General features: G+C 64.7%; 2 protein-coding genes. One reads left to right on the top strand and one right to left on the bottom strand.

The annotated features are described in order from the left end of the window. Positions 1–333 precede the first annotated feature (333 nt). Positions 334–2022, top strand: a complete 1689-nt coding sequence (locus Q0693_RS04160) for a hypothetical protein (RefSeq protein ID WP_298629452.1) — start codon at positions 334–336, stop codon at positions 2020–2022. On the opposite strand, the gene lon is transcribed toward Q0693_RS04160, so the two are convergent. Next, complete coding sequence (gene lon / locus Q0693_RS04165) at positions 2019–4406, bottom strand: endopeptidase La (RefSeq protein ID WP_298629454.1); 2388 nt, start codon at positions 4404–4406, stop codon at positions 2019–2021. The genes Q0693_RS04160 and lon overlap by 4 nt on opposite strands. Positions 4407–4510 lie beyond the last annotated feature (104 nt).

The following is a 4510-nucleotide window of genomic DNA, read 5'->3' on the forward strand; positions in this document are numbered from 1 at the left end:
CGCCTCTGCTGGCCCACAACATTCCCGCTACCCTTCCCCCTACCGCCGGGGGTTCCAACACCAGGGCTGCCCGTTCGGGAACACGTACCTCTACCCGCAAGGAGGCTTGGGGCCCCGCTGCCCCTAGGGTGAGGGGCAGAAAAAGCCACAGCCAGCGCCCAAGCCTCATCGTCCCACCTCCTTTCGCTTTGGAGGGTAGACAAGGGAGCGTTAAGGGGGCGTTAAGGGCGGATGTGCTTTTCTGACGCCGGAATGAAGGAGATGCGTTAAAATGCTTGCGCAAGATGAGAAGGGATGTAACGGTGGCTTAACGAGGCGCTTAACGGAGGAAGGATGCAGCGAGTGCGATTGCCCCTCTATGGCCCTGCCCGGGCGGAAGGACCCCTTGGGCCTTTGCCCCTCAGGCGGAAGGCCTTAGCCATCCTTTACTACCTGGCCCTCGAGGGCCCTACCCGAAGGGAAAAGCTGGCCGATTTGCTTTGGGGGCATGGGGCGGCCTTGCAAAACCTCCGCACGGAACTTTCCCACCTGCGCGCTTTTTTGGGAAGCGATGCCTTCAGAGGCCAGGTGCTGGCATTGCCCCCTGGGGTGGAGCTGGACCGAACCCCTGGGGATGAGGAGATTTTGGAGGGTCTGGAAAGCGTCTCCCCTTCCCTTGGGGACTGGGTACAGATGGTCAGGGCCCGCGTGGGGGTGCCTAAGGAGAGCCTGCCCCTGCCCGAACGGCTTAAGGAGGTGCGTCCGCCCGCTTTGGTGGTCCTGATTGGCCCACCGGGTTCCGGGCGGGGCACCTTGGCCCGCTCCCTGGCGGAAAGGTTGCGCCTACCCTTCCGCGAGGGGCTGGGCCAGGGGCCGGGGGTTTACTACCTTTCGGATCCCCTGCCCCCCAAGGAGGAGGCCTTCCGCCTGAAGCCGGTCCCGGGGCAGGTGTTGGTGGTGGCCAGAAGCCTTTTCGGAGAGGATCCTTCCTTCCTTTTGGCCCTCAGGGCGCGGTTTCCCGCCGAGATGACCTGGGTGGTTCAGGTTCCCCGCCTGGGTTTTGCTGAAGCCAGGGCCGCGCTTTTGCGGTCCGAACCCTTTCACCGGGCGGCTCGGTTCTACCTGGCTAGCGGGGGCCGGCTGGAGGTCATGAAGGAGCTTTTGGCCTTGGGTGACCCCGAGGCCCTTCCCCAGAGGATACGGGCCATGGTGGTCCTCGAGGCCCGTTACCTGTCCCGGGAAGGGCGAAGGGCCTTGGAGGCTCTTTCCTTACACCCCGGGGCTTTTCCCGCAGCTTTGGCGGAAGGGCTTGGATTGGCTGGGTTTCTGGATGAGCTGGAGTACCAGGGGTGGCTTACCCTTTCCGGAGGCCGGTATCGTTTTGCCGAACCCCAGTTCCGCCGGTACTTGGAGGCCCAGCTTTCCCTGGGGAAGAGGCTACGCATTCACCGGCAGATGGCCGGGATCTTCCACGAGCTTGGCGACGTGGTGGCCGAGCTCTACCATCGGAACAGGGCTTCCGAACCCCTACGGGAGCCTGGCCTAGTAAAGAATCTGAGGGAATGGCGGAGGGTGGTGGTGGATTCCCAGTTTCCCTGGTCGGAGTTCCCTCCCCCCAGTGTTCTCCTTGGCTTTGGCCCCCGCCTCCTTTTGGATCTCCCGGAGGTGGTCCAGTTGGTTTCCCTGGGCGGAGAGCCCACGGAGGTTCCCCTAGTGCTGGAGGAACGGGCGGTGCTCAGGCTAACCGGTCGGGTCTACCAAGAGCTTCCCTTAGGGCTGGGATCGGATTCCCAGGCGTTTCCCTTGCGCCTAATGGGGGAGGAGAGGGGGATTTACTTCCTACCCACCCCAATAAAGGCGGGTCTCTTTTGGGGGACCGTGCTTCCGGAGGACCCTTTGGACTACGCCTTCCTCCTGCCCCCAGGGGTCTACCGCTTAGGCCTTGGGACCCGGGGTCTGGCCGAGCTCCAGCTACAAGCCCACCGCCCAGCCCCCGGCTCGGCCCGGGTCTTGACCCCTTTGGGCCAGGTGGTGGAGGTCTAGGCTCCCGCTCCTGGCTGGGGCCTCTCGGCGGGGGCGGTTGGGGGTGGGGAAGGGGGCAGAAGGAGGAGGCGCAAGACCTCCCCCACTTCCTCCACGAAGGTGATCTCCAGGTCCTTGAGGACCTCCTCGGGGACCTCCTTCAGCTCGGGTTCGTTCTCCTTGGGCAGGATCACCCGAAAGATGCCGGCTTGGTGGGCGGCCAGCAGCTTTTCCTTTACGCCGCCAATGGCCAACACCTTGCCCCTTAGGGTGATCTCCCCGGTCATGGCCATATCCATGCGCACGGGCCGGCCTGTGAGGGCGCTGGCCAAGGCGGTGGCCATGGTGATCCCCGCGGAGGGACCATCCTTAGGGGTGGCGCCCTCGGGGACGTGGATGTGGAGGTCGTATTCCTTATGGAACCCCTCGGGTAGCCCCCACTCCTCCCGGTGGGCCCGGAGGTAGGTGAGGGCGGCGTGGGCCGACTCCTTCATCACCTCCCCCAGGTTGCCGGTGAGGTTCACCTTGCCGGTCCCGGGCACGGCCAGGGCCTCAATGGTGAGGAGGGCGCCGCCATAGGGCGTCCAGGCCAGGCCTTGGGCCACCCCCACCTGGGGGGCCTTCTCCGCCCGGTCCGGACGGTATTTGGGCACGCCCAGGTAGGCCTCGAGGTCCTTTTCCTCCACCAGCCGCACCCCTTCCCACGGGCTTTCCAGGTAGTCCTTGGCGGCCTTGCGGGCCACCTTGGAAAGCTCCCGGTCCAGGTTTCTGACCCCAGCCTCCCGGGTGTACTCCTGCACGATGCGGTCCAGGGCCCGGTCGGTGATCTCCAGCTTGCCCTCGAGGCCCGCCTCCTTCACCTGGAAGGGCCAGCGGAAGTGGCGGGCGATGGCCCGCTTTTCCGGCAGGGTATAGCCGGGGATCTCAATGACCTCCATCCGGTCCAGAAGGGGCTTAGGGATGGTGGCCAGGGTGTTGGCGGTGGTGATGAAGAAGACCTTGGAAAGGTCGTAGGGGACATCCAGGTAGTGGTCGGTGAAGGTGTGGTTTTGCTCGGGGTCTAGGACCTCCAGAAGGGCCGAGGCCGGGTCCCCCCGCCAGTCGGAGGAGAGCTTGTCTATCTCGTCCAGGAGGAAGACGGGGTTGACCACCCCCACCTGCTTCATGCCCTGGATGATCTTCCCGGGAAGGGCTCCGATGTAGGTGCGCCGGTGGCCCCGGATCTCCGCCTCGTCCCGCACGCCACCCAAGGAGATGCGGTGGAACCGGCGGTTCATGCTGCGGGCGATGCTCTTGCCCAAGGAGGTCTTGCCCACCCCCGGGGGGCCCACGAAACAGAGGATGGGGGCATGCCCCTTCACCTCTTTCCCTTGCGTGAGCTGGCGCACCGCCAGGTACTCCAGGATCCGCTCCTTCACGTCCTTGAGGCCGTAATGGTCCTCGTCCAGGACCCGCTTGGTGATGGCGATGTCCAGGACCTCGGGGTCGGCCTCGGTCCAGGGCACCTCCAGGAGCCAGTCCAGATAGGTGCGGCTCACCGTGGCCTCGGGGGAGCCGGGTTGCATGCGCTCCAGGCGCTTAAGCTCCTTTAGGGCCTTCTCCTTGACGGCCTCCGGCATGCCCTTCTTCTCTATGCGCTCCCGGAGCTCCTCTATCTCGCTCAGGAAGTCCTCCCCACCCCCAAGCTCCTTCTGGATGGCCTTCATCTGCTCCCGGAGGTAGTATTCCCTTTGGTTTTGGTCCATCTGTTCCTTGACCCGGGCGGCGATCTTCTTGTCCAGTTCAAAGCGCTCCAGGTCCCGTAGGAGGAGGGCCAGGACCTTCTTAAGCCTCTCCTCCACCTCCGGGGTTTCCAGGATGGCCTGCTTGTCGGGAAGGTCCCAAGTGGCGTGGTGGGCCACCAGATCCGCCAGGATGGCGGGGTCCAGGGTACTTTTGATGGCCTCCTGCTGGTAGCGGTCCAGACGCAGGGTCTTGTGGTTTTGCAGATAGCGCTCAAAGGCCTCCTGCACCTCGTTCACCAGGACCCGGGCCAGGCTGGCATCCTGGAGAGGGGGCTCGGGCAGCACCTCCCCGATGGCCCTGAGGTAGGGAGCGGCCACGTAGGAGAGAAGCTTTGCCCGGTTCCTGGCCTCCACCATCACCTGCAGGGTGCCGTCGGGGAGGCGCATGGCCTGCTTGACCACCGCCAGGGTGCCCACCCCGAAGAGGTCCTCAGGGGTGGGATCGTCCACCTCGGGGTCCTTCTGGGTGACCAGGAAGATGTAGCGGTCGGCGTTCAGGGCTTCCTCCACCGCCCTTTTGCTCTTGGGGCGGCCCACATCCACCGCGGTGGTGGTGTGGGGGAGGATAACCGTGTTCCGAAGGGGAAGTACGGGAAGTTCCAGGCGCAAGGCGTCCTTCATCTAATCCCTATCATAGCCCGGAAGAAGGGGAAGAAAAAACCCGAGGGCACAAAGCCCCCGGGGCGTGGCCCGGTTCCCTACAGGCCCACGGTCACCAAGGCCTT

The sequence above is a fragment of the uncultured Thermus sp. genome (assembly GCF_938010445.1).
GTDB classification, from domain to species: Bacteria; Deinococcota; Deinococci; order Deinococcales; family Thermaceae; genus Thermus; species Thermus altitudinis.